A 22,592-nucleotide genomic window follows, 5' to 3' on the forward strand; every position below is an offset into this window, starting at 1 on the left:
GGCCGAGGCCGGGCGGAAGTCCGACGAGCCGCGTTCGCACCCTAGGCCCCGAGCGGTCGGGAACGGGCTTCGTCGTGGCTCCTGGGCGGCGGAAGGCCGGGGACGACGCCCTCGTTGCGTACGCTGGCCGTATGACGTACGCGCCGGAAGAGTCCTCGGTAGGACATGTAAGAGTCATGCTCGTCGACGACCAGGTACTCCTGCGTACGGGCTTCCGCATGGTGCTGGCCGCGCAGGCGGACATGGACGTTGTCGCGGAGGCCGGGGACGGGGTCGAGGCGATCGAGCTGCTTCGGACCACCAAGGTCGACGTGGTGCTGATGGACGTCCGGATGCCGCGGATGGACGGGGTCGAGGCGACCCGGCGGATCTGCGCGGAGCCGGACGCGCCGAAGGTGCTCATCCTGACCACGTTCGACCTCGACGAGTACGCCTTCACGGGGCTGAAGGCGGGCGCGAGCGGGTTCATGCTCAAGGACGTGCCGCCGAGCGAGCTGCTCGCCGCCATCCGTTCCGTGCACAGCGGTGACGCGGTCGTGGCCCCGTCCACCACCAGGCGGCTGCTCGACCGCTTCTCGCCGATGCTGCCGTCTCCGGGAGAGCCGGCGCAGCACAAGGAGATCGGCAAGCTCACCGAGCGCGAGCGCGAAGTGATGCTGCTTGTGGCGCAGGGGCTTTCCAACGGAGAGATCGCGGGGCGGCTGGTGCTGTCCGAGGCCACGGTCAAGACGCATGTGGGCCGCATCCTCACCAAACTGGATCTGCGGGACCGGGTGCAGGTGGTGGTGCTCGCGTACGAGTCCGGCCTGGTGCGGGCGGGCGGTGGCGCCGGCGCGTGAGCGTGCTGCTCTGGATCAACGGCCCGTTCGGGGGCGGCAAGACACAGACCGCCTACGAGCTGGCCCGCAGGATCCCGGGCGGTGTGGTCTGCGACCCGGAGCACGTGGGGTTCGGGCTGCACCGGATGCTGCCGCCCGCGCTGCGCGGCGACTTCCAGGACCTGGCCGCCTGGCGGCAGGGGGTGTACGAGGTGCTGGATCTGGCTCTGCGCTCCCACGACGGCGTGTTGATCGCTCCGATGACCCTGGTGGAGCCGCGCTACTTCGACGAGATCGTGGGACGGCTCCGGTCTTCGGGTCACGAGGTGCGCCACTTCGCGCTGCTCGCCGAGCGCGCGACGGTGCTGCGCAGGCTCAGCGAGCGGGGGCTCGGCCGGGGACTGAAGCGGGAGAGCTTCGCTGTGCGGAAGCTGGACCACTGCCTGGAGCGCCTCGCCGGACCCCGGTTCGCCGAGCACATCCGTACCGACCGGCTGACGGTTCCCCAAGTGGCCGAGCACATCGCAGGATCGGCCGGGCTGCGGCTGGCACCCGACACGTACGGCCCGCTGCGGCACAGACTGCGGCGGATCAGGATCGGGCTGGCGCACATCCGGTTCGACCAGGCCGACCAGGCCCTGACCGGGCGATCAGGCCATCGCCTCGCCTTCGGGCCCATGCCGTCGGCGCTTCAGGACGAGACGGCCGGGCTTCGTAGGGACCAGAAGGGTGATCGTGGCTGATCGCAGCTGGTACGACGACAGTGACCCCCACGACGCAGTCCAGCGGGCCGAACGAGCCACACGGTTCGGCTGGGCAGCGATCGCCGGGACTGCGGGAGGGTGCGGTTGCGCGCTGATCGCCATGGCCGCTGTCGGTGTGGTCGCGATTCTCACGTGCCTCTACCTTGTGGTGGCCATGGATTACTAGGGCGCCCCCGGATCGGTCAGCTCCGGTTCTGGCCCGCCCGCTCGCGCAACTCTCCGTCGTAGTGAAGGGGAAGCTGCCGGGCCAGGCGTCCCGCGCCCGAGTAGATCGCCCGGACACACCTGGACGTAAAGGGGATTGCGCGTACTGGTCGCAGCGGGCGGGTGCCGTCCGCGGGCCCTGCGTCTCAGCGGGGTGTGCCGTACCAGCGCCACTTGGTGAGGCGCGGCCGACCGGGGAGTTCCGCGCGGCCGGTGGCCCAGAGGAGGGTTCGCCACCTGTCGGTATCGGTCGGGGCGTCGGGGAAAAGCCGGGCCAGCACGCGGTCGCACAGGTCGGCGGGCGGGGTCCAGCCGATGCCCAGGCCCTCTGCGACGTCGTGAGTGTGCACCAGGGTCTCGACGACGCCCATCGCGGCGAAGCCTTCGGGGTCGGCCGCGCCGAAGACGTGGTGTGCCCGGACCGTGGGCGCAGTGGTGCGGACGATCGCGGTCAGCAACGCGCCGCAGGCGTCGAGTACGTGGAGCAGGCCGGCTGGACCGGCCTCGCGGTCCGCGGAGACGGCGTTCGCCGGGCCGCCCGGCCGATTCCGGCTCCACACGAACGGGACGTCGCTGTCCAGCGGCGGATTGGCCGGGCCCAGTTGGACGGCGTAGGCGAACAGGTCGTCGGCGAGGTGCTCGATGGTCTCCCAGCAGTCCCACTCCAGGGAACCGGCCTTGACGCTCCAGTCCGGCGCCTCAGCCCCGCGCAGCGTTCCGAGCGCCAGCCGGACGGCCTGCTCGACATCGGCCGCGGTAACCGGGCCGCTCGGTGATCCCTTTGCTTCAGCCATGGGGGGACCGTACCAATGGTCATCCGGCGTCAGGGAACCTGTTCTCGAGCCGATGGTTGCCTTCCCCGGGCCGTGACGCGGGCTGGTTCTCTGAACCGCTCAGACCGCTCAGACCGCTTTGCACTCGCCGTACGGAGTGCTCGGAATCGGCGGTGCGCCGGTCTCCGTGCCGCCGATAGCCTGCGCGGATGAGGGGTATGGAGCGAGCTGTCGCGACGGTCGTGGGCTCTGCGGTGATCCTTCGTCCCACCGCGGATGTCCTGGCCTACGACTTCGCCGGCTGACGACTCCGGTCGCCTCGTGCGTCGTTGCCCTACGCTGTTCGGACACGAGATGTCGATCGGACGGGGGATACGGCATGGCAGTGCCCGGCGCGGGCGAGGGCGAGTCGGGGGGTTCCGACCTGCGAGTTTCGTCCACGGACTTGACGAAACTCGCGGACGACCTTGACGACATGCAGAGTCATCTGACCAAGCAGGTCAAGGACATGGACGCGATCGTGGACCGGATCGAGGGCGGCTGGCACGGCCCGGCTGCGACGGCGTACCGCGAGGTCCACCGGGGGGTGGCCGAGGACGCCGTGCGTATCCGGGAAGTGATGAAGCTGCTGGAGCAGGCCGTACGGATGAGCCGGGACGGCTTCACCGCGGACGAGATCGACGTGCTCACGAAGATGCGCGGGGTCCAGGTGGACATCAACAGCGAGGCGGACGGGCTCTCCACGCCCAACACGGCGGCCGGGGCAGGCAGTGTGCCGGCGCCGCGCAGCAGCTTCCACTCGTTCTGAGGGATCAGGTGCTCGACAGGGTCAACGCCACCGACTGGAGCCAGGCGCCGTAGGAGAACGGTTCGGGTGGGCCGACCTCCATGCCGAGTTCGGCGGTGGCCAGGGCGTAGTCCGCCTCGTCCAGGGGGAGCGCGAGCAACTCCTGGATCTCGCCGACGAGTCGTGCGACCAGCTGGGGGTCGGTGGTGGCGGCGTAGTCGGCCACGGCGGCGTCGTGGTCGGGGAACTCCTCGACGACGTCCTGGGAGAACCAGCCGCCGAGCAGCTGCGCGGTCTCCGGGAAACGGGCGTGCCACTCCCAGTGGGTCTGTGGGGTCGACGGCGGTGGGACCTCGCCCTCCTCGATGCTCTTCTTCAGGTGGTCGGCGAGCAGCAGGAGCCAGTCCTGGATCGCGGCCTGGGGCATTCCGGTGTCCGGGACCGAGTAGAACTCGCCCAGTTCGAGTCGTAGCCGGCCCGGAGGGTTGCGGCTGTACTCGCGCAGCTGGCGCTCAGCCTCGGCGATGGCCCAGGGACGGGTGTGCCAGGTGTGGCGCAGGTAGGCGTCCAGTGCGCGGCTGCGCTGCTCCGGGGTGTCGTCGGCCCGCTGGCCCAGGTAGGCGCGCACCACCTGGTCCAGCTCGCCGTAGCGCCGGTCGTGTTCGAGAGGCTTCATGGTCACGGTCGCGGGCCCCTACAGATAGAACGGGAGGGTGGTCTGGACGACGAAGCCGTGCGGGCTCGACGGCTCGCGGCGCAGCACGACCCGCGCGGCGCGGACGTCGGCGGGACCGCGTCCGGCCAGCAGGTCGCCTTCCAGCTGGACCCGGCCGACGGGCTCCTCGCGGGAGGGCCAGGCGGCCTCGATGGTGAGACGGGCCCGGGTGCCCTGGGCGAGCCAGCGGTGGATGACCTGCTCATTGGCGGTCACCACCTGCTGGGTGGCCCACTGGGCGGTCTCCCGGTCGGGGTAGGAAGCGGAACGGGTCAGCACGGGAGCATCCTTTCAAACCCACTGGTGATCAGTAGTCGGAGAAGTTCCAGAACATGCCCACCTCGGTGTCCGAGACGACGATCAGGCCGTAGTCCTCCGAGTAGACACTCAGCGGGCTGTACGCCCAGCCCGACGACGTGAAATCGAGCGTGCCGCGCACATGACCGGGCTTGTTGACGTTGGTGTGATAGCTGGCCCCGTCCCCGTACCGCGCGAGGACCGTGCGCGCCATCGCCCGCAACTCCTCCTCGCTCTCCGTGAAGCGCGCCAGGTTGGACAGGGTGCAGCGGTCGTCCGTGAGTGCCAGGAGAAGGTTCTCGGCGCTGTCACGGTCGATCTCCTGGAGACGCCGCGCGACGTATTCCGGAGGGTGGACGGCGAACGGGAACGTGGGGAACCCCTCGCGCTCCGGGTTCTGCGCCGCATCGTCGAGTCCGGCCCAGCCCCGCGGGTCCGGGACCCGCGCCATCAGCGCGAGTACGTCGAGGACCCAGTCCTCGTGTCGGCGCGGGCCCGTGGCGTCGTACGGGTACGCGTCCTCGTACAGGTGGCGTACCGCGGCTTCCCAGGACGTCTGGTCGACGGACAAGTGGTACTGGCCTCTCTCGGCGGGGTGCTGGGGCGTCTTGCGAAAGTAGCGCCGTCCGCCCGGATGGCGGGGCTCGCGGCGTCTGGTGCGTGCGATCGCAAGACGGAGGGTCATCCTCGTACTGGACGTACTCGGATGAGTCCGACAACGCAGCGAGTGTGCGTGCCAGGCGGGACCTTCGCAACACGCCCTAGGCCTTGGAGGGCATCGACGTCATGACGGTGAACGGCGGGGTGCGGCTGCTGTCGTACCGGATCCGAGTGTCGATTCCGGTCACGTCGTACGCCTTGGCGTTCATGCCGCCCTGCTTGTACCCGGACAGGGGGTCGCCGGGGTCCACCGGCTGCTTGCTCACGCTGCGGCCACTGGTCTCGCCGTTCGGCGCGGTCGCATGGAAGTCCTTGACCTTTCCCTCCTCCGGCGGGGGCGGGCCCTTGATCCACGCCTCGATGGCGGCCTTGTTCTGGTTGAGGTTGTGCTCGGTCAGCTGCTCCGCCCGCTGGTAGTTCGGGAAGGCCGAAGAACCGCTGGGCATCGGCTTGCCGTGCGGCCAGGCCTGGGTCGGGCCGTTCGACTGCTGGTCGCGCAGGCGCTGCGCGAGCTGCTCGTCCGTCTTGCCGACGTGCTTGTCCAGGGTGTGGCCGTCGGCCATGTACTCGTTGGCGGCGAGGTTCAGGTCGTACGCGCCGGCCGAGTCGACCTTCAGCCAGACCTTCGAGTCCTTGAACTCCTCCAGGGCACGGGCGCCGAAGCCATGGGCCCGGGCGACGCCGGCCTCGTACTTGGGAGCGCTGCGGTGCGCCTCGTCCAGGGGCTCCTTCAGCGCGTCCATGCGCGTGGTCAGGCCCTCCACGATGCCGGTGTACGTGTTGACGATCCGGTTCAGCTTGGCCGTGTTGATGTTCAGGACGGTCTTGACGTCGAACGACAGGACCAGCCCCACCCCCTTGCTGACCACGTTCGTGACCGTGCTGATGACGCTCTTGACGTCCTTGGGCTTCTCGAGGTCCTCGACGATCTCCTTGGCGGCCTTCAGCATGGCCCGCCGGAGCTCCTCCCAGACCTCGCGGTTCAGGTCGACGGCGGCTTCCGCGTACTCGCGCAGGAGGGTGGCGATCTCGTCGGCGGTGTCCTTCAGCACGGTCATCACCGGCTCGCTGCCCGTGGCGACGCGGGGCGTGCCAGGGCCGGAGTTGGCCGTCTGCCCCCACTGGTAGTTGTGCCGGGACTTGCCCCAGGCCGTCGCGCCCCACAGAGCGCTGCAGAAGGTCCGCATGGCGTCTTCCCACTCGGCCTGTTGGTGGTTGGTGATGCCGCCGACGGCCATCGTCAGGTTGTCGGCCGCGGTCGTCCCGACGATCGAGACGCCCATCCAGCTGTGGCACAGGGAGTTGAGGTAGTGCTGCTGGGGGAAGGGATAGACGTCCGCCACCTTCCCCATCCGGAACACGTTCTTGACCAGGGGGTGGATGAGGTCCCGGACGATCTCGGGAATCCCCTCCATCAGGCCGCGCAGGAAGTCGTCACCGCCGTCGTCGTCACCCCACTTGATGTCGGGCACCGAGCCGAAGTTCGGCTCCTTGTCGACGACCGCAGGCAGCGGGCGCTGTTCCGCCGCCTTGCCGGGCTTGGGGTTGGAGGCCGCGTCCGCCTTGGAGTAGGCGTTGGCCGTCTCGGTGAACCCGACGGCGACACCGCCGACGCTGAGTACGGACCGGCCCCACACGTCGAGCCAGCGGTTGCCGATCTTCTTGTACGACTGAGCGAACTTCTCGGCCTCGGTGCCTGCGCCTCCGGCGTCGGGATACTTGCCCAGCTCGTCCAGGAGCTTGTTGGCACCGCGTATGAGCATGTCCTGTGACCCGGCGACCTGGCCGGAGACCCTCCACAGGTCGCTCGGCTTGACGTCGATCGTGCCGCTGCCGTCGGGCGACTGTGCGGGAGTGCTGGGCGAGCCGCCGGCCATCAGGAGCCGCCTCCCCAGCCCTCGAGTACGGACCTGTTCGCCGCGGCGTAGTTGATGTGGCCCTTGGTCACGACCTCGTGCAGCCACGCCTGGGCGGCCTTGAGGTCATCGGCCGAGTGGCTCCACTTGTCGAGCTCGTCGATGAAGGCTTCACGGGCCTCCCCGTCCCAGCTCAGGACGACTGCCGAGGCACGTTTGTACAGCGCGTCCAGTCCCTCGTTGAGCTGCCGGAGGATGTCCTCCAGGCTCCCTGACATGTGCTGAAGCGTGGCGAAACTGACAGTGATCCGGTCTTCGTCCTGCATGTGCTACTGATCCCCCGTGGTTCAGCCGTTCGCAAGCGTACCGGTGTTCACTGTAGTGGAGGCGGTTGTTCCGGCCGGTGTGGTGTCCGCTCCCAACTCGTGAACGGGCCAGGGGCCTTCACCGAGAGGCGGTGCACCCCGGGGCCGTACGACACCGGAGACCGGGTGCGGACCGGACCCGCCGTCGACCTCCACGTCCTGTCACCCTTGGCGACCGGGACCCTACGGAAGAAGGTCGGCGACGCCGGAACATCCACCGGTACCCATGCGTCCGGGGGCACGCGTCCGGATTCTCGGGCCCGGGTTCCTTCCCCTGGCAGATCGCGGGGTCCCGCACCTCGTGGACCAGCGTCGCCCCGCCCCGCCGCCCGATGAGGCAAACTGGAGGTTTGGCTGCACGCGACCGCACGGGCGCCGCGAGGAAAGGGCACACGGGTGAACGGACCACTCATCGTCCAAAGCGACAAGACTCTGCTGCTCGAGGTCGACCACGACCAGGCCGACGCCTGCCGTCGCGCCATCGCTCCCTTCGCGGAGCTGGAGCGGGCGCCCGAGCACATCCACACGTACCGCATCACGCCCCTCGGGCTGTGGAACGCCCGGGCCGCGGGGCATGACGCCGAGCAGGTCGTGGACGCGCTCGTGGAGTTCTCGCGCTATCCGGTGCCCCACGCGCTGCTCGTCGATGTCGCCGAGACGATGGCACGGTACGGGCGGCTCACCCTCGCCAAGCACCCCACCCATGGTCTGGTGCTCTCCACCACCGACCGGCCGGTGCTGGAGGAGATCCTGCGGTCCAAGAAGATCCAGCCGCTGGTGGGGGCCAGGATCGACCCGGACACGGTGGCCGTGCATCCTTCCGAGCGCGGGCAGATCAAGCAGACGCTGCTGAAGCTGGGCTGGCCCGCCGAGGACCATGCCGGTTACGTCGACGGCGAGGCTCACCGCATCGACCTGGACGAGGCAGGCTGGGCGCTGCGGCCGTACCAGAAGCAGGCGGTCGAAGGGTTCTGGCACGGCGGGTCCGGGGTCGTGGTGCTGCCCTGCGGGGCGGGGAAGACGCTGGTCGGGGCGGGGGCCATGGCGCAGGCCAAGGCGACCACGCTGATCCTGGTCACCAACACCGTCTCTGCCCGGCAGTGGAAGCACGAGCTGATCAAGCGGACCTCGCTCACCGAGGAGGAGATCGGCGAGTACAGCGGAGCGAAGAAGGAGATCCGGCCGGTCACGATCGCCACGTACCAGGTGCTGACGACCAAGCGGAAGGGGATCTATCCCCACCTGGAGCTGTTCGACTCCCGTGACTGGGGGCTGATCGTCTACGACGAGGTGCATCTGCTTCCCGCGCCGGTGTTCAAGTTCACCGCCGACCTCCAGGCCCGTCGACGGCTCGGGCTCACGGCGACGCTGGTGCGCGAGGACGGGCGGGAGTCGGATGTGTTCTCGCTCATCGGGCCGAAGCGCTTCGACGCGCCCTGGAAGGAGATCGAGGCGCAGGGCTATATCGCGCCCGCGGACTGTGTCGAGGTGCGGGTCAATCTGACCGAGTCCGAGCGGCTGGCGTACGCGACGGCGGAGACCGAGGAGAAGTACCGTTACTGTGCGACGACCGATACCAAGCGCAGGGTGACGGAGGCGCTCGTGCGCAAGCACCGGGGGCAGCAGACGCTGGTGATCGGGCAGTACATCGACCAGCTCGACGAGCTGGGCGAGCATCTGGACGCCCCCGTCATCAAGGGTGAGACCCCGAACGCGCAGCGCGAGAAGCTCTTCGACGCCTTCCGTAACGGCGATATCTCCGTGCTCGTCGTGTCGAAGGTCGCGAACTTCTCCGTCGACCTGCCCGAGGCCACCGTCGCCATCCAGGTCTCCGGCACCTTCGGCTCCCGGCAGGAGGAGGCCCAGCGCCTCGGCCGTGTGCTGCGGCCCAAGGCGGACGGGCACAAGGCGCACTTCTACTCGGTGGTGGCGCGCGACACGATCGATCAGGACTTCGCGGCCCACCGGCAGCGGTTCCTGGCGGAGCAGGGGTATGCGTACCGGATCATCGACGCCGACGAACTGATGGACGGCAGCGTGTAGTCGGCGCGGTTGATGTAGTTGACACCCGGATGGGCGAGGGACACCATCCGGTCCGATGGAGATCAACGATCTGACGGAGGCGGAGCGCCGTGTCTGGGAGGCGTTCCCGCGCGACGAGGCCGTCGACTTCCGCGAGAGCCCGGACGAGGACCCCGGCGCCGGTGCCTCCTGGGGTCCTGAACGGACAGTGCGGGCCGAGGTGTTGCGGTCCCTGTTGCTGGACGGGCCGTCACGCGAGGGGGAGATAGCCGGGCTGAAGGTGTGGGGTGTCCGGGTGACCGGGCAGCTCAACCTCAAGTACGGGACGGTCGAGCACGGCATCCGGCTGCGGTCCTGCTACTTCGAGCGGACGCCGGAGCTGTACGGGGCGACGGTCCGTGCCCTGGTGCTCAGCGACTCGGTGCTGCCGGGCCTCAGCGGCGGGGCGCTCCGCGCGGATCTGGTGCTGCGGTTGACGTGTTGCCGCATCGCGGGTGCGGTGCGGCTGCCCGGCGCCCAGGTGCGGGCGCTGTTCGTCAACGGGGCGCGGCTGGGCTCGCAGGTCGCGCCGCCGGGGGAGGAGCAGCCGGACGGAGACCCGGTGCTGTACCTCAACCACGCGGTCTTCGGTACCGACGTGTGGGCCGTGGGCCTCGTCGCACACGGCCAGGTCCGGCTGAACGACGCTTCCGTCGGCGGTCAGGTGAACCTCGACGACGCCGAGCTGTACGCGTACCCGGATAGGGGCGGGGACGGGGGCGGCGGGGACTACGCGCTGCACGCCGAGAACGTGTCGGTGGGCTCAGACCTGCGCGCCATGCGGCTGCGTACCCGTGGCGGGGTCAACCTGAGCGGTGCCCGGATCCCCCGCCAGCTCAACCTCGCGTACGCCCGGCTGTCGCACCCGGGTGGTCAGGCGCTGCGCACCAGCAGCGCGGTGATCGGGGAACTGTGGCTGCGTGAGGCCGCTCCGGTCGAGGGCATGGTGAACATGCGCCGCGCCCAGATCGATGTGCTGCACGTGCCGACCGGGGTGTGGCCGGGCCGGCTGAGGCTGGACGGTCTGGGCTACCGCGTGCTCGCTCCGCATGTCCCGCCCGAGGAGCGGCTGCCGCTGCTGGAGCGTGAGGAGACCGGCTACCTGCCGTTCGCGTACGAGCAGCTGGCTGCCGCGTACCGCACGGTCGGGGATGAGTCCGGGGCCCGTACGGTCCAGCTCGCGAAGCTCCGGCGGCACCGGCGGACGCTGCCGCGGCTGGCCAGGTTCTGGGGGCACCTGCAGGACGTGACCGTCGGCTACGGCTTCCGTCCATTGCGGGCGGCCGGGTGGCTGGTGGCCCTGCTGCTGGTGGGGAGTGCGGCGTTCGCGCTGGAGCGACCGCCTCCACTGAAGGCGGACGAGGCGCCCGGCTTCAACCCGGTCTTCTTCACGCTGGACCTGCTGCTGCCGATCATCGGGTTCGGGCAGGAGGGGGCGTTCGCACCGCAGGGCTGGTACCAGTGGCTGTCGTATCTGCTGATCGTCACCGGCTGGATCCTGGCCACGACGACCGCGGCGGGTGTCAGCCGTTCCCTCCGCCGTCAGTAGCGATCCGCCGTCAGCGGAGATCCGGCGGCGGGTGCGATCCGGCCGGTCCGGCGCCGCGATCAGCGGCGGGCCGATCAGCGGCACGTGCTGGACGGCAGGGTGAGGGTCCGTGCGCGGACGATCACGCTCCCGTGTGGGGCGGCGGTCGCGGTGAGGCCGGGCGCTCAGTGGCGGCGGCGGGCGACCCCGGCCTCTTCCCCGTACTCCCCGAGGACGACGACGCCGACGGCCGCCTCCGCGAAGACCTTGACCGCGCGCAGCGCATCGCCGACGAGGTGGGTGTGACGGTTCGCGGCGCCCGTCGCGGTGGCGCCCCGGCCCGGGCGGGCGGCTGGGGTGAAGGTCGCTGTGCTCATGAGTCCATGGTTGTGCTCCCGCGCGCGAAGCACATCGGCCCAAGGTCCCGTCTCTTCGTCCCTGCCCGTACGACTTTCGGCAGACGGCCTCCTTCTTGAGGTGGGCACGCCAGCCGGGTAATTCGTTCGCCCGGGCCTGCGGGGGTGGCTAGAATCGCCCGTCTTGCCCGCCTCCCTCCGAGGAGCGCCGCCGTCCGGACGGAAACCGGCCGTGCAGTACCGCTGCAGATGAGCAGTACCGCTCGCTGTAGATGACACGTACCCTCGCCGCTTCTTCGCCGTACCTTCCGGAGGCAGTCCCGTGCCTGCGCACGATCCCGATACGCCCGATCCTCTTTTCCGCGAGCGCGCCCATCTGGCCGCCTCACGTACCGCGCTGACCGCCATGCGGGAGGACGTCCAGTCACTCGACATCCGCGATGTCACCGCGAACTGGGTCAACGCCGCCGTCCTCGAAGCGCAGATCGAGGAGCGGATCAAGGCTCTCGCGGACCTCGCCCACACCCCGCTGTTCTTCGGGCGGCTCGACTATCTGCACTCCACGCAGGAAGGGCAGCGCTTCTACATCGGCAGGCGGCACGTCCATGACGCCGGGGGCGACCCGATGGTGATCGACTGGCGTGCACCGGTGTCCCAGCCGTTCTACCGGGCGTCGAAGAAGGACCCGCAGGACGTGGCCCTGCGCCGCCGCTTCGGCTACACGGGCGGGGACCTCACGGCGTACGAGGACGAGCACCTCACCGACCCCGCCGAGGCGGAACGCACCAGCAGGCTGCTCCAGCGGGAGATCGAGCGCCCGCGCGTCGGGCCGATGCGGGACATCGTGGCGACGATCCAGCCCGAGCAGGACGAGATCGTGCGCTCGGGCCTGTCCGGCACCGTGTGCGTCCAGGGCGGCCCCGGCACCGGGAAGACGGCGGTCGGTCTGCACCGGGTGGCGTATCTGCTGTACGCGCACAGGGAACGGCTTGCCCGCACCGGCACCCTCGTCATCGGGCCCAACCGCTCCTTCCTCCACTACATCGAGCAGGTCCTGCCCGCGCTCGGCGAGTTGGAGGTCAAGCAGGCCACGGTCGACGATCTCGTCGGACACGTGGAGGTATGCGGCGAGGACAGCGCGGACGCCGCGATCGTCAAGGGTGACGCCCGGATGGCCGAGGTGCTGCGCCGGGCGGTCCGGGCTCATGTGGCGATGCCGGCTGAGGCCCTGATGGTGGTGCGCGGCTCGCGCCGCTGGCGTGTACCGGCCTGTGAAGTGGAGGAGATCGTCAGGGAGCTGCTTGAGCGGGACATCCGCTACGGCGCCGCCCGCGACGCCCTTCCGCAGCGCATCGCGCACGCCGTGCTCGTACGGATGGAGCAGGCCGGTGAGGCCCCCGACGACCGGGTGCAGGACGCGGTGGCGCGCAACCCGGCCGTGAAGGCGGCGGTGAAGCAGATCTGGCCCGCGGTCGACCCGGTGAAGCTGGTGCTGCGGCTGCTCTCGGACCCCGACTTCCTCGCCGCGCACGCGGACGGCGTGCTGAGCGCCGACGAGCAGAAGACGATCCTGTGGACCAGGCCGCCGCGCTCGGCAAGGGCCGCCACGTGGTCCCTGGCGGACGCCGTGCTGATCGACGAGGCGATGGATCTGGTGGCGCGCACCCACTCGCTCGGGCATGTCGTCCTGGACGAGGCGCAGGACCTGTCCCCGATGCAGTACCGGGCGGTGGGGCGGCGCTGTACGACCGGCTCCGCGACCGTGCTCGGCGACCTGGCGCAGGGGACCACGCCCTGGGCCACCGGGAGCTGGACCGAGGCGCTGGCCCACCTCGGCAAGCCGGACGCGGCGGTGGAGGAGCTGACGGCGGGCTTCCGTGTGCCGCGTGAGGTGATCGCGTACGCCTCGCGGCTGCTGCCGCACATGTCCCCGGGGCTCGCGGAGGTCCGTTCGGTGCGTGAGTCGCCCGGGTCCCTGGAGATCCTGGAGTCCTCGGGCACCGGGGATGTGCTGGCCGCGTGTGTGGCTGCCCTGCGCCACGAAGGCTCGATCGGGCTGATCGCCGCCGACGCGCGGCTGCCGGAGCTGGAGGCGGCGCTGGTGGGCTCGGGGATGCCGTATCTGTCGCCGGGTGAGGAGACGACCGCCGACGCACGGCTGACGCTGGTCCCGGCGTCGCTCGCGAAGGGCCTGGAGTACGACTACGTGGTGCTGGACGAGCCGGCGGCGATCGTGGACGGCGAGCCCGACGAACGCACCGGGCTGCGCCGGCTCTATGTGGCGCTGACCCGTGCGGTGTCCGGGCTGACGGTGCTGCACGGCGCACCGCTGCCCGTACAGCTCGCGGGCTGATCAGCGAGGATCGCGTCACCCGGACAGGGACTGGCTGTTCAGGCCGTGTCGAGGGCTCGCCGCCACTCCCGCACCGCCTCCGGATCCACCGGTGTGGCCCACCCCCCGGGGCGGGCGGCGCTGCCGATGTGGAAGGCGTCGAGGCCCCCGGCGCGCAGCGCGGGCAGATGGTCGAGGCGCAGGCCACCGCCCACCATGAGCCGCGCCTCGTATCCCGGCTCGCCCTGCCTGGCCGCCTCGGCGAGGACGACCGGCAGCCCTTGGTCCACGCCGGCCGGGGACCCGGCGGTGAGGAAGGTGTCGAGCCCGGGCAGGTCCGCGACGTGTTTGCGCAGGGTGTCGCGGTCGGCGGCACGGTCGATCGCCCGGTGGAACGTCCACCGGCAGTCCTCGATCTCGGAGACGAGCCGTTCGACGGTCACGAGGTCGGGGTTGCCGTACCCGTCCAGGAATCCCAGCACGAACTCGTCGGCACCCCCGGCCCGCAGCACCTGCGTGGCACGGACCAGTCTCTCGATGTCGCGCGCGTCACCGGCCTGAAGCGCCGGTTAGCCGCAGCATCACCCGCACCGGGATGTCCACCGCCGCGCGCACCGACGCGAAGGTGCCCGGCGCGGGGGTGATTCCGTCGGCCGCGATGTCGCTGACCAGCTCGACACGGTCCGCCCCTGAGGCCTCCGCCGCCACCGCGTCCAGCGCGTCGAGGGCGATCACCTCCAGGAGGGCACGGTTGCGGTTGCCCATGGGTACCCCCACCTATGAGGAGCCTCCTCCTGCGGAGGTGGACCTACCGGTCCCGGTCCCGGTCCCGGTCTCGGACCCGGTGGACTGCGACGGCTGCGCGGGCTGGGTGGACTGCGCAGGCTCGCCTGGCTTCGTCGGCGGTTCAGCGGCGGGTGCCGCATGGCTGCTGTGCGTCTTCATGTTGTACGGCAGCAGCCGGGCGCCGTCCGTGGGGAAGGCGTCCGCGTCCGGCTCACGGGCCTCCTCGATATGCGTCGGGTGGTCCGGCGCCTTCGGCTGCTCCTCGGGAAGTGGTGCCTTCTCCTGGGCCCGCCGCCGCCCCTCGTACCACATCGCGCCCGCGAGCAGGGCGATCAGGACGAGTCCGATGATGAAGGGACCGATCCCGGCGAGCTGCGACGCGGCTGCCTGATCGGTGATCGTCAAGGAGTTCATGAGGTCTGCCTCCGGCCTTCACGTCGGCACAACGGCAACACAAGCCTGACGCGCCCATTATCGTCCGATATGACTGGAACGAGCGAGGAGGGCGGTGTGGAAAGCAGGACGAGACCCCCGGGAAGCGGGGGAGCGGCCCTGAGAATGGGACCCATGGCCGACCTCAAGGACCTCCGCGACCGCTGGCAGCTCGCGCTGCTCGCCGTCCGCGAGGAACCCCTCCTCTCCGGCGCGGGTTCCCCCGATCCGCTCCCGTACGCAGACAATCTGCTCCGCCGCTGGTCGGAGCCGCAGCGGCGCTACCACACCGTGGACCATCTGGCCGCTGTGCTCGACCACGTCGACACGCTCGCCGAGTACGCGGAGAACCCCGACCTGGTACGCCTCGCCGCCTGGTTCCACGACGCCGTCTACGACCCCGAGCGCTCCCTGAACGAGGAGCGCAGCGCACGGCTCGCCGAGAAGGCGCTGCCCGAGGCCGGACTGACGCGGCAGGGCACCGACGAGGTCGCCAGGCTCGTCCGCCTCACGGTCGGCCACGCCGCCCAGGAGAGTGACCGCAACGGCATGGTCCTGTGCGATGCCGACCTCGCGATCCTGGCCTCGGCGCCGGAGGCGTACGCCGCCTATGCCGCCGCCGTCCGCGAGGAGTACGGCTTCGTCCCGGACGACGCCTTCCGCGTGGGGCGCGCGGACGTGCTGCGGCACCTGCTCGCCCTGCCCCGCCTCTTCCGTACGCCGTACGGGGAGCGGGAGTGGGAGGCCGCCGCCCGGCACAATCTGTCGACGGAGCTTGAGCTTCTGGGAGCCGGGTGACCTACCCGCCGGCTCTGCCGCCGTCGCCGTTCTTGCGCCGCCGCAGCCCCGCCCGTGTGAGGCGGCGGACGAGCTCCTTCGAGCCGATCTCCACCGCGCCCGCCCGCACCGCTTCCGCGTAGTGCTGCTCGGGTACGTCGTAGTGGTCGCGCTCGAAGGCGCGCGGCGGGCAGCCGATCGACGCGGCGAAGGCGTGCAGCTCGTCGAAGGACACGTCGCTGACCAGGTGCGACCACATGCGTCCGTGGCCCGGCCAGTTCGGCGGGTCGATGTAGACCGTCATGAGCGGACCCTCACGGACGGGCCCGTCACGGCAGCTCCCCGACCGGGGCGACCACGATGCCCGCCTCGCCGCACACCCAGTGGGGGTCGGGGCCGAGCTCCGGTTCGACCTCGAGTGCGTGGGGCTCGCCCGACGCGCAGACGGGGCACAGGGGCCAGCGTCCGTACCGCTCCAGCAGCGCGTCCTGGACGTCCTGCGCTATCAGCCCGGCGACGTACTCCGCCCCCTGCGGCCACTGCTCCACCCACCAGCGGCGCTGCCTGACCGCTTCCTCGACCAGCGAGACGACTTCGGCATGGGCGACATCGCGGGCCGCGAGGTCGGCGAGCACGAGGGCGCGGGCCGTGTGCAGGGCCTGTTCCAGCGGTTCCACGTCGTCCATGGCGCCATTGTCTCCCGGGGGCCGGACGGGTTGACGGGCCCCTTGATCCGAAAATACCTTTCCATCGTGACAGGTGATGTGAAGGAAACTTTCACCATCGCGCCCGCCGCGCTCGCGGCAAAGGTGCGCACGCTGGCCCCCTCCCTGACCCGCTCCACGCAGCGCGTCGCCGAAGCCGTCGCCGGAGACCCGGCCGGGTGCGCCGCCCTCACGGTCACCGCACTCGCCCAGCTCACGGGCACCAGCGAGGCCACGGTCGTGCGTACCGCCCGGCTGCTCGGCTACCCCGGCTACCGCGATCTGCGGCTCGCACTCGCCGGTATGGCCGCCCAGCAGCAGTCGGGTCGCGCCCCGGCCGTCACGGCCGACATCGCCGTGGACGACCCGATCGCCGACGTCGTCGCCAAGCTCGCGTACGACGAGCAGCAGACTCTCGCGGACACCGCCGCCGGGCTCGACACCGTCCAGCTCGCCGCGGCCGTCAGCGCGCTCGCCGGTGCCCGGCGTATCGATGTGTACGGTGTCGGCGCATCCGGTCTGGTCGCGCAGGACCTGGCGCAGAAGCTGCTGCGGATCGGCCTGATCGCGCATGCCCACAGCGATCCGCACCTCGCCGTCACCAACGCCGTGTTGCTGCGCGCCGGCGATGTGGCCGTGGCGATCAGCCACTCCGGCTTGACCGGCGACATCATCGAGCCGCTTCGGGTGGCCTTCGACCACGGCGCCACGACCGTCGCGATCACCGGCCGCCCCGACGGGCCGGTCGCGCAGTACGCGGACCATGTGCTGACCACGTCCACGGCCCGGGAGAGTGAACTGCGCCCGGCTGCGATGTCGTCGCGCACGAGCCAGCTGCTCGTGGTCGACTGTCTGTTCGTCGGGGTCGCCCAGCGCACCTACGACACGGCGGCGCCCGCGCTGTCGGCCTCGTACGAGGCACTGGCGCACCGCCATGCGCCGCGCAGCACCGCCCGCTGACCCGACTTCCGTCCGTCGAAGGAGCCGACGCAGCCATGACCTCCCCGTACGACGCAGAAGACGCAGAAGAGCTGGCGCACGACATCGAGCAGCTCCGGGCCCAGCTCGCCATCCTCACCACGGAGGCGTTCCGTCCCGAGCTCGCCGACATCGACCGGCTGCCCACGTCCGAGATCGCGCGGATCATGAACGGCGAGGACCGGACCGTCCCCGGCGCGGTCGCCGTACAACTCCCCGCCATCGCCGCCGCGATCGACGCGGCGGCGGAGCGTATGGCCCGGGGCGGACGACTGGTCTACGCGGGCGCGGGCACGGCGGGCCGGCTCGGTGTGCTGGACGCCAGTGAGTGCCCGCCCACCTTCAACACCGGCTCCGACAAGGTCATCGGTCTGATCGCGGGCGGCCCGGCGGCGCTGGTGAACGCCGTCGAGGGCGCGGAGGACTCCGCGGAGCTCGCGGCGCGGGACCTGGACGGCATCGGCCTCGGCGCCGACGACACGGTGGTCGGGGTCTCGGCTTCCGGCCGCACCCCGTACGCCGTCGGGGCGGTCGAACATGCCCGTGCCGCAGGGGCGCTGACGATCGGTCTGTCCTGCAACCCCGGCAGCGTGCTGACCGCTGCCGCCGAGCACGGCATCGAGGTCGTGGTGGGCCCCGAACTCCTCACCGGATCCACCCGGCTGAAGGCGGGTACGGCCCAGAAGCTCGTGCTCAACATGATCTCGACCATCACCATGATCCGACTGGGCAAGACCTACGGGAACCTGATGGTCGACGTCCGCGCCTCCAACGACAAGCTGCGCGCCCGCTCGCGCCGGATCGTCGCACTGGCGACGGGCGCGCCGGACGAGGCGACGGAGGCGGCGCTGACCGCGGCGGACGGTGAGGTGAAGACGGCGATCCTGATGCTGCTCGCGGATGTGGACGCCGCGACGGCCTCGGCCCGCCTCGACAAGGCGGGCGGCCATCTTCGGGAGGCGCTGCGGGACTGAGACCGGTGCGAAGTGGCTGGTGCGGGCCTACCGCAGCAGCCACTTCCTGGTCAGCGCCATCACCTCGGCACGGTCACGCGTGCCGTGGTCGGCGGTGATGAGGTCGTTGCCGATCCGCAGCGAGAAGGTGATCAGGCAGCGCACCTCCACCTCGTCCTCGTCGGAGCAGATGCATCGGTACAGCGAACGCATGTACTCCATGCGGCGGTTGTCGACGCGCCGCAGGCGCTCCGCCACGGCCTCGTCGCGCCGGGCCCAGTCGCGGATCGCGAGCTCGGCGGTGGCGGCGGTCATGATGTTCTCCCCGGCCCCGACGATGGTGAACAGCCGGTCCAGTCTGGTCCTGGCGTCACCGCCGCCGCTCTCGACCTGCTCGATCACGTTCTCGGTGACCTCGCGCTCCCAGGTGTCGAGTATCTCGGCGAGCAGTGCGGCGCGGTTGCGGAAGTACCCGTAGAAACCGCCCTTGCTGACGCCGAGTGACTGTGCCAGCGGCTCGATCCGGACGGCCTCCGGGCCGCCTGCGGAGAGCGCCCGCAGCCCCTCCTCGATCCACTTGCCGCGAGGCGTGCGGGCCAGGGCCATGGTGTGTTTCCCCTCACGTCGGACCCGGTCTATACGGTTCCGTATGGACGGAACCGCGCAAACGGTCTAGGTTGCTGTCTATACGGCATCGTATAGACAGGGGCACGCTCATGAGACTCCCCAGCACCGCGCACACCTCCCGCCCGTGGCGTATCCACGAGATCGCCGGGGACTTCCAGCTGGAGGACGTCTGGGCGCTGCCGACGCCAGGCGGTCCCGACGACCTCCACTACCTGGTGCAGCAGATCACCAGCGGCACGAACGACAAGGCGGGTGTCCCGTCCCCCGTGTACCGCGCGCTCTTCGCCATCCGCTGGTACCTCGGCAGGCTGCTCGGCTGGGACAAGGACCGCGACGGCATCGACTCCCGGGTGCGGACCCTGCGCGACCGGCTGCCGGCGGATCTGCGCGAGGCGCCCCGGGGGCCCGACGCCGTGTCCGTCCCCTTCACCTCCGTCTACCAGCTGCACGACGAGTGGGCGGCCGAGGCGGCCAACCGCACCGTGCACGCGGTGATGCACATCGGCTGGGTGCCGGCTGAGGGCGGAGGTCACCGGGGTCAGTTGGCCGTCATGGTGAAGCCGAACGGGCTGTTCGGCGCCGTGTACATGGCCTGCATCAAGCCGTTCCGGTACGTGGGTGTGTATCCGGCGCTGCTTCGGGCCATGGGCCGCGAGTGGCAGGAGACTGCCGCCGAAAGGGCCGCTGGGCAGCGCGGATAAAGGCGCTCGCGAGCGCGGCCGGGCTGCCAGACTCGCCGTATGAGACTCTTCGCCGGCCTGGTGCCGCCCGCGGACGCCCTCAGCGAGCTCGGCCGTGCCGTCGACCGGCTGCACGACCTGCCCGGCTCCGGGGGCCTGCGCTGGACGTCGCGCCCGGGATGGCACTTCACCCTGGCCTTCATGGGAGAGGTCGACGACTCGATCCTGCCCGATCTGCGGGAGCGGCTCGGCCGCGCCGCGCACCGCAGCGAGGCGTTCCGGATGCGTCTGCACGGAGGCGGCCACTTCGGCCGGCGGGCCCTCTGGGTCGGTGCTGCGGGCGGGATCGACGCCATGCGCATGCTGGCCGAGCGTGCGGACGCGGCGGCCAGGCGGGCGGGTGTGTCGATGGAGGAGCACCGCCGCTACCAGGCCCATCTGACCATCGCCAGGGCCCGTGCGGATGTGGATCTCGTGCCGTACGTGGACGAGCTCAGTCTCTTCGAGGGCTCCCCGTGGACCGTGTCGGAGCTGCTGCTGATCCGCAGCAACCTGCCGGGCGGCGGTGTCCCCGGGGCCCAGCCCCGTTACGACGTCGTCGGGAGCTGGCCGCTGGGCACCGGGGACTGAGCGGAGGCGTTCCGGAGAGGGGCCCGTGGGCCGACCACTCCGGCGCGCCGGTTACGCTCGAAGAGTGGACCCGAAGACCAGGAACCGGATCATGGCCGGTGTGCTCGTGCTGATGTTCGCGATCGTGGCGGTGGCAGCCGCGCTCGGCCGCTGACCGAGGCTGACGACCGACCGCGACTGCCAGTCCCGGCACCGGCATCCCGGTCGGCCGTACCCGGGATCCCGGCTACCAGGCGAAGGCCTCCGGTGACGGTCCCGGCCCGGGGAAGATCCCGTCCAGCTCGCCCAGCAGGTCCTCGCCCAGCTCCAGCTCGACCGCCCGCAGCGCCGAGGCCACTTGGTCCACCGTGCGCGGCCCGACGATCGGCCCGGTCACCCCGGGGCGGGTCAGCAGCCAGGCCAGAGCCACCTCGCCCGGTGCGAGTCCGTGCTTGTCCAGCAGGTCCTCGTACGCCTGCACCTTCTCCCGTACGGACGTGTCGGCGAGCGACGCCGCGGAGCGCCCCTCGGTGCGGCGTCCGCCCTGGGCCTCCTTCTTGATCACGCCGCCGAGTAGTCCGCCGTGCAGCGGTGACCAGGGGATGACCCCGAGGCCGTACTCACGGGCGGCCGGGACGATCTCCATCTCGGCGCGCCGCTCGGCCAGGTTGTACAGGCACTGCTCGCTGACCAGACCCACCATGCCGAGCCGGGTCGCGTTCTCGTTGGCCTGGGCGATCTTCCAGCCGGGGAAGTTGGACGAGCCCGCGTAAAGGATCTTGCCTTGTTTGATCAGGACGTCGACGGCCTGCCAGATCTCCTCGACGGGGGTGTCCCGGTCGACGTGGTGGAACTGGTACAGGTCGATGTAGTCCGTCTGGAGCCGCTTGAGGCTGGCGTCCACGGCGCGGCGGATGTTGAGCGCCGAGAGCTTGTCGTGGTTGGGCCAGGCGGCGCCGTCCGCGCCCATGTTGGCGTAGACCTTGGTGCCGAGCACGACCTTGTCCCGGCGGTCGCCGCCCTTGGCGAACCAGTTGCCGATGATCTTCTCGGTACGGCCCTTGTTCGCGCCCCAGCCGTAAGCGTTGGCCGTGTCGAAGAAGTTGATGCCCGCGTCGAGCGCGGCGTCCATGATCGTATGGCTGTCCGCCTCGTCGGTCTGCGGTCCGAAGTTCATCGTGCCGAGGACGAGTCGGCTGACCTTGAGTCCCGTGCGTCCGAGCTGCGTGTACTTCATGGGCCCAGCCAACTCCCTGGGGTCCGCTCCGGGCAAGAGCGCTCACCTGATCGCCGCCCCTGAAGCAGCAGGGTTCACATCCCCTCGAACCGGCCGGGCTCACATCCCCCCGAACCAGCTTGCCGCGTCGAGCCGGAACGAGTCCGCCGCCACGACCGCCCGCAGCCCGTCCTCGAGCTGCCCCAGCCGCCCCGCGCCCAGGGTCCGGGCCCAGTCCGCGTGCAACTCGTCGAAGACGGCGGCTGACCGGGTCAGAGCGTCCACGCCGTGCGCGGTGAGCCGGATCGTCTTGCGGCGGGCGTCGGAGGGGTCGTCGGTGCGTTCGGCGTACCCCAGCGCGACCAGCCGGTCGATGGTCTTGCCGGCCGCCTGCTTGGACACCCCGAGGCGCCGCCCGACCTCGCTCGCCGTGGGGTGGCCCGCTCCAGGTGCCGCGATCGCCTGCAGCGCGAAGCCGTGCACGGGCCTGAGGTCCGGGTGGCCCTGGCGGGCCAGCTCGGCGTGCAGCCGGTCGATGAGGGTGCGGAAGCCCGCGAAGAGGAGCAGCGGCAGCTCGTAGCCCCTACCGCCCTGTCCCTGGCTTCCCTTGCCGGATTCGACAACCTGGTTTACTTTATTTTCGTCAACCACATTGTCCATTCTAGAGGGGGAGACATGTTCGTCGAGCACACCCTGGAGACCGCTCCGCAGGCGTCCCGCAAGGCCATGGAGGCGGTGGTGCGCCACCCCGGTCAACTGCCCGAAACCGTGTCAGCCGTGGCCCGGCTTGCTGAGTCACCCGAGCTGCTCACCGGATTCCTCCACGTCAGCGGGGTGTTCGAGCGCAGCACGCTGGAGCCGGTGGCGCGTGAGGTCGTCATCCTGACCGTCGCCGTGCGCAACGACTGCCATGTGTGCGTGGTGATGCACACGAACAAGCTCCGCGCGCTGGGCGGCGCGGACGGAGAGCAGCTCGTCGCGGCACTGACCGACCAGCATCCGCTGCCCGTGGAGCGACTCGAGGGGGTCCGGCGGTTCACTCTCGCCGTACTCGCCGGGGCCGGTGCGGTGGACGACGACGAGCTGCGGCGGTTCTTCGCGCACGGCTTCACGAAGCGCCATGCCCTGGAGGTCGTGCTGGGCGTCGGCGTGTACACGATGTCCACGTACGCGAACCGTCTGACGGGCGCGGGGCTCGGGATCTGACTCCGCGACACGCCGATGATGCGCGACACGCCGACGATCCGCGACACGCCGGAGTCCGTCGCAGCGTCAGGTCACGCCGGCCGGCGTGCTAGGCCGAGGTGGTGGCTG

At 70.6% G+C, this 22,592-nt stretch carries 25 protein-coding genes and 2 pseudogenes; 13 read left to right on the forward strand and 14 right to left on the reverse strand.

What is annotated here, in order from left to right; genetic code table 11:
• Nucleotides 1-131: 131 nt before the first annotated feature.
• The 3 genes and pseudogenes from ABZ532_RS05895 (at nt 132) to ABZ532_RS05905 (ending at nt 1,748) form a co-directional block, all read left to right on the forward strand.
• On the forward strand, nt 132-839 hold the full coding sequence (locus ABZ532_RS05895; protein ID WP_361279864.1) for a response regulator transcription factor: 708 nt from the start codon (nt 132-134) through the stop codon (nt 837-839).
• Nucleotides 840-841: 2 nt separating this feature from the next.
• Nucleotides 842-1,441 (forward strand): annotated as a pseudogene (locus ABZ532_RS05900) (AAA family ATPase); the annotation flags it as partial.
• Between the two features lie 112 nt (nt 1,442-1,553).
• Nucleotides 1,554-1,748 (forward strand): hypothetical protein, encoded by a 195-nt coding sequence (locus ABZ532_RS05905; RefSeq protein ID WP_361279866.1) that lies wholly within the window; start codon nt 1,554-1,556, stop codon nt 1,746-1,748.
• A gap of 184 nt (nt 1,749-1,932) precedes the next feature.
• Here ABZ532_RS05905 and ABZ532_RS05910 read toward each other — a convergent pair whose 3' ends face one another.
• Nucleotides 1,933-2,580: a hypothetical protein gene (locus ABZ532_RS05910; protein WP_361279867.1), complete on the reverse strand. Its 648-nt coding sequence runs from the start codon at nt 2,578-2,580 to the stop codon at nt 1,933-1,935.
• A 358-nt stretch (nt 2,581-2,938) separates the two neighbouring features.
• Between ABZ532_RS05910 and ABZ532_RS05915 the strand changes: the two genes are divergently transcribed.
• Nucleotides 2,939-3,367: a WXG100 family type VII secretion target gene (locus tag ABZ532_RS05915; RefSeq protein WP_361279868.1), complete on the forward strand. Its 429-nt coding sequence runs from the start codon at nt 2,939-2,941 to the stop codon at nt 3,365-3,367.
• A gap of 4 nt (nt 3,368-3,371) precedes the next feature.
• Here ABZ532_RS05915 and ABZ532_RS05920 read toward each other — a convergent pair whose 3' ends face one another.
• The 5 genes from ABZ532_RS05920 to ABZ532_RS05940 form a co-directional block, all read right to left on the reverse strand.
• On the reverse strand, nt 3,372-4,028 hold the full coding sequence (locus ABZ532_RS05920; RefSeq protein ID WP_361279869.1) for a contact-dependent growth inhibition system immunity protein: 657 nt from the start codon (nt 4,026-4,028) through the stop codon (nt 3,372-3,374).
• Between the two features lie 12 nt (nt 4,029-4,040).
• Nucleotides 4,041-4,340 (reverse strand): RNase A-like domain-containing protein, encoded by a 300-nt coding sequence (locus tag ABZ532_RS05925; RefSeq protein ID WP_361279870.1) that lies wholly within the window; start codon nt 4,338-4,340, stop codon nt 4,041-4,043.
• A gap of 28 nt (nt 4,341-4,368) precedes the next feature.
• Nucleotides 4,369-5,043 carry a hypothetical protein gene (locus ABZ532_RS05930; protein WP_361279871.1) on the reverse strand — a complete coding sequence of 225 codons (675 nt, stop codon included), beginning with the start codon at nt 5,041-5,043 and terminating at the stop codon, nt 4,369-4,371.
• Between the two features lie 76 nt (nt 5,044-5,119).
• A complete protein-coding gene (locus ABZ532_RS05935) occupies nt 5,120-6,895 on the reverse strand; it encodes an RNase A-like domain-containing protein (RefSeq protein WP_361279872.1) in 1,776 nt (591 codons plus the stop codon).
• Nucleotides 6,895-7,200: a WXG100 family type VII secretion target gene (locus ABZ532_RS05940; RefSeq protein WP_361279874.1), complete on the reverse strand. Its 306-nt coding sequence runs from the start codon at nt 7,198-7,200 to the stop codon at nt 6,895-6,897. Before ABZ532_RS05940 ends, ABZ532_RS05935 begins: the two co-directional genes overlap by 1 nt.
• Nucleotides 7,201-7,635: 435 nt before the next feature.
• On the opposite strand from ABZ532_RS05940, the gene ABZ532_RS05945 reads away from it, so the two are divergent.
• On the forward strand, nt 7,636-9,282 hold the full coding sequence (locus tag ABZ532_RS05945) for a DNA repair helicase XPB (RefSeq protein ID WP_361279875.1): 1,647 nt from the start codon (nt 7,636-7,638) through the stop codon (nt 9,280-9,282).
• Nucleotides 9,283-9,337: 55 nt separating this feature from the next.
• Nucleotides 9,338-10,849 carry a membrane-associated oxidoreductase gene (locus tag ABZ532_RS05950; RefSeq protein ID WP_361279876.1) on the forward strand — a complete coding sequence of 504 codons (1,512 nt, stop codon included), beginning with the start codon at nt 9,338-9,340 and terminating at the stop codon, nt 10,847-10,849.
• Between the two features lie 164 nt (nt 10,850-11,013).
• Here ABZ532_RS05950 and ABZ532_RS05955 read toward each other — a convergent pair whose 3' ends face one another.
• A complete protein-coding gene (locus ABZ532_RS05955; protein ID WP_361279878.1) occupies nt 11,014-11,205 on the reverse strand; it encodes a hypothetical protein in 192 nt (63 codons plus the stop codon).
• A gap of 385 nt (nt 11,206-11,590) precedes the next feature.
• On the opposite strand from ABZ532_RS05955, the gene ABZ532_RS05960 reads away from it, so the two are divergent.
• Nucleotides 11,591-13,537, forward strand: a complete 1,947-nt coding sequence (locus ABZ532_RS05960) for a UvrD-helicase domain-containing protein (RefSeq protein WP_361280105.1) — start codon at nt 11,591-11,593, stop codon at nt 13,535-13,537.
• Between the two features lie 38 nt (nt 13,538-13,575).
• Here the strand turns inward: ABZ532_RS05960 and ABZ532_RS05965 are convergent.
• Nucleotides 13,576-14,281 (reverse strand): annotated as a pseudogene (locus tag ABZ532_RS05965) (copper homeostasis protein CutC).
• A gap of 12 nt (nt 14,282-14,293) precedes the next feature.
• Nucleotides 14,294-14,716, reverse strand: a complete 423-nt coding sequence (locus ABZ532_RS05970; protein ID WP_361279879.1) for a DUF6479 family protein — start codon at nt 14,714-14,716, stop codon at nt 14,294-14,296.
• Between the two features lie 153 nt (nt 14,717-14,869).
• On the opposite strand from ABZ532_RS05970, the gene ABZ532_RS05975 reads away from it, so the two are divergent.
• Nucleotides 14,870-15,532, forward strand: coding sequence for an HD domain-containing protein (locus tag ABZ532_RS05975; RefSeq protein WP_361279880.1), 663 nt, complete (start codon nt 14,870-14,872; stop codon nt 15,530-15,532).
• A gap of 1 nt (nt 15,533) precedes the next feature.
• Here ABZ532_RS05975 and ABZ532_RS05980 read toward each other — a convergent pair whose 3' ends face one another.
• Nucleotides 15,534-15,815 (reverse strand): DUF4031 domain-containing protein, encoded by a 282-nt coding sequence (locus ABZ532_RS05980; protein ID WP_361279881.1) that lies wholly within the window; start codon nt 15,813-15,815, stop codon nt 15,534-15,536.
• A gap of 25 nt (nt 15,816-15,840) precedes the next feature.
• Nucleotides 15,841-16,197 carry a hypothetical protein gene (locus ABZ532_RS05985; RefSeq protein WP_361279882.1) on the reverse strand — a complete coding sequence of 119 codons (357 nt, stop codon included), beginning with the start codon at nt 16,195-16,197 and terminating at the stop codon, nt 15,841-15,843.
• A 66-nt stretch (nt 16,198-16,263) separates the two neighbouring features.
• Between ABZ532_RS05985 and ABZ532_RS05990 the strand changes: the two genes are divergently transcribed.
• Complete coding sequence (locus tag ABZ532_RS05990; protein ID WP_361279883.1) at nt 16,264-17,175, forward strand: MurR/RpiR family transcriptional regulator; 912 nt, start codon at nt 16,264-16,266, stop codon at nt 17,173-17,175.
• A 35-nt stretch (nt 17,176-17,210) separates the two neighbouring features.
• Nucleotides 17,211-18,167 (forward strand): N-acetylmuramic acid 6-phosphate etherase, encoded by a 957-nt coding sequence (murQ, locus tag ABZ532_RS05995; RefSeq protein ID WP_361279884.1) that lies wholly within the window; start codon nt 17,211-17,213, stop codon nt 18,165-18,167.
• Nucleotides 18,168-18,194: 27 nt separating this feature from the next.
• On the opposite strand, the gene ABZ532_RS06000 is transcribed toward murQ, so the two are convergent.
• The gene (locus ABZ532_RS06000; RefSeq protein WP_361279885.1) at nt 18,195-18,752 is read right to left on the reverse strand and encodes a TetR/AcrR family transcriptional regulator; all 558 of its coding nucleotides are present in this window, start codon (nt 18,750-18,752) and stop codon (nt 18,195-18,197) included.
• Nucleotides 18,753-18,862: 110 nt separating this feature from the next.
• Here ABZ532_RS06000 and ABZ532_RS06005 point away from each other — a divergent pair, with 110 nt between their 5' ends.
• Nucleotides 18,863-19,474 carry a DUF2867 domain-containing protein gene (locus ABZ532_RS06005; protein ID WP_361279886.1) on the forward strand — a complete coding sequence of 204 codons (612 nt, stop codon included), beginning with the start codon at nt 18,863-18,865 and terminating at the stop codon, nt 19,472-19,474.
• 39 nt (nt 19,475-19,513) lie between these two features.
• Nucleotides 19,514-20,083 (forward strand): RNA 2',3'-cyclic phosphodiesterase, encoded by a 570-nt coding sequence (gene thpR, locus ABZ532_RS06010; protein ID WP_361279887.1) that lies wholly within the window; start codon nt 19,514-19,516, stop codon nt 20,081-20,083.
• Nucleotides 20,084-20,309: 226 nt separating this feature from the next.
• Here thpR and ABZ532_RS06015 read toward each other — a convergent pair whose 3' ends face one another.
• Together ABZ532_RS06015 and ABZ532_RS06020 are read right to left on the reverse strand one after the other, a co-directional pair.
• The gene (locus tag ABZ532_RS06015; protein WP_361279888.1) at nt 20,310-21,299 is read right to left on the reverse strand and encodes an aldo/keto reductase; all 990 of its coding nucleotides are present in this window, start codon (nt 21,297-21,299) and stop codon (nt 20,310-20,312) included.
• Nucleotides 21,300-21,398: 99 nt separating this feature from the next.
• On the reverse strand, nt 21,399-21,938 hold the full coding sequence (locus ABZ532_RS06020) for a MarR family winged helix-turn-helix transcriptional regulator (RefSeq protein ID WP_361279890.1): 540 nt from the start codon (nt 21,936-21,938) through the stop codon (nt 21,399-21,401).
• A 15-nt stretch (nt 21,939-21,953) separates the two neighbouring features.
• Between ABZ532_RS06020 and ABZ532_RS06025 the strand changes: the two genes are divergently transcribed.
• Nucleotides 21,954-22,484 (forward strand): carboxymuconolactone decarboxylase family protein, encoded by a 531-nt coding sequence (locus ABZ532_RS06025; RefSeq protein WP_361279892.1) that lies wholly within the window; start codon nt 21,954-21,956, stop codon nt 22,482-22,484.
• The last annotated feature ends 108 nt before the right edge of the window (nt 22,485-22,592 follow it).

It is taken from the genome of Streptomyces sp. NPDC019396 (assembly GCF_040632375.1).
In the GTDB taxonomy this organism is placed as follows: Bacteria; Actinomycetota; Actinomycetes; order Streptomycetales; family Streptomycetaceae; genus Streptomyces.